The 1,525-nt window shown below is 32.0% G+C and carries 3 protein-coding genes and 1 pseudogene; all 4 read left to right on the plus strand.

What is annotated here, in order from left to right; all coding sequences use genetic code 11:
- On the plus strand, window positions 1–519 hold a 519-nt coding region (locus tag BMX60_RS11545; protein ID WP_177159811.1), incomplete at its 5' end, for a UPF0236 family transposase-like protein.
- Between the two features lie 156 nt (window positions 520–675).
- Complete coding sequence (locus BMX60_RS12360) at window positions 676–921, plus strand: hypothetical protein (RefSeq protein ID WP_423230163.1); 246 nt, start codon at window positions 676–678, stop codon at window positions 919–921.
- Window positions 922–1,018: 97 nt separating this feature from the next.
- Window positions 1,019–1,369, plus strand: coding sequence for a transposase (locus BMX60_RS11555; RefSeq protein ID WP_242945771.1), 351 nt, complete (start codon window positions 1,019–1,021; stop codon window positions 1,367–1,369).
- Window positions 1,341–1,525: pseudogene (locus tag BMX60_RS12215) on the plus strand (ISL3 family transposase); the annotation flags it as partial. The gene BMX60_RS11555 and the pseudogene BMX60_RS12215, both read left to right, overlap by 29 nt.

Consider the following 1,525-nt stretch of genomic DNA (forward strand, 5'->3'; position numbering starts at 1 on the left):
GTAGGGAATAAACCTGAGGAAAGGCAGGAAATATATTCAGCTCTTAAGAATGGCGATCAAAATCATTTCAAAAAAATTATCAGCAAACTACTTGCCGAAACTACTAGCGAAGTTGAGAAGAAAAAAATCAAAAACTTTAAAAGGTATGTTCTTAACAACTGGCAGGCGATAACAATATATAAAGAAGAAGGATGTTATGGAGGTGGAACAGAAGGGCACATAAGTCACGTATTATCAAGCCGTTTAAGCAGCCGTCCAATGGGTTGGAGTCGTGAAGGACTGCGGGCAATGGCTGAGCTGCGAGCATATTTAAGTAGTGGTGGCAGAATTACACTTAAACATTTAAAACCGGAAGCAAAGAAAAGCTATAGCCTGGAAAAAAATATGGTCTTAAAGATCAAAAATACCTTTACCAAGACACGTGAACAATTAAATAATGTGCCCATATTAAGCAAAGGTAAAGTGATACCAATGTTTAAATGTTTGAAAGATATACATAATGGAACATCTAATTTATAAACCAAAATAGAGTGGTCATCAATTTATAAATATCCTATAAAAAGTTGACACTATCAAATTGATAGTATCAAACAATACAATAACTATTACGAAATTAGTATCTCTAAGCCGGTAAGTTCTCATAAGTGCCCGGCATGCGGAATAGAAACTACAAAAATTAATGATTACAGGTATAAACGTATAAAAGATATTCCTTATTTAAACAAACCCTTATATTTGTTATACCGCAAATGTCGCTATAAATGCATAAAGTGTGGTAAAAGGTTTTATGAAACAGTTGATTTTATCGGCAAATATCAGAGAATGACTCATCGCTTAATTGAAGCTATTATTGAAAAATTAAAAACCAACTATAGCATGACTTCTAAGCTAAAGATTTTGGGATTTCTTCGAGTACGGTAGCCAGAATTTTTGATTATCATATAGCCTTAATAAACTTCCAGAAGTAATATCGATTGATGAGTTTAAGGGGACCACTGATAAAGGCAAATACCACTGTATATTAGTAGACCCAGTTAAATCAGTGGTTTTAGATATTTTAGATCAGCGTAACTTTGACTTTTTGGTTAAATATTTCAAAAAATTTACCAGCCGGGAAAGTGTTAAATATGTGGTTATTGATATGTGGAAACCTTATAAAGAAGTAGTAAAGAAAGTCTTTTCTCAGGCCACTATAGTTATCGACCGGTTTCATTATGTAAGAAACTGCATCTGGGCTATTGATAAAGTTCGTAAAAATGTTCAAAAAGATCTACCATATGAGAAAAGTAAATTTCTAAAAAAGAACCGAAAACTTCTGTTTCGTAATTGCAATAAATTAAATGATGAAGATAAAAATAAAACTGGCTAATTTACTCCGTTTAGATGAAAAATTGAGATTAGCCTATTTATTAAAAGAAAAGTTTATGGATGCTGAAATAAAACTTAATGAATGGCTTGAACTGGTAAAAATATATAAAATTGAACAGTTCTCCTATCTTGCTAATACTATTAGCAACTGGAAAGA

This window comes from Anaerobranca gottschalkii DSM 13577 (assembly GCF_900111575.1).
GTDB classification, from domain to species: Bacteria; Bacillota; Proteinivoracia; order Proteinivoracales; family Proteinivoracaceae; genus Anaerobranca; species Anaerobranca gottschalkii.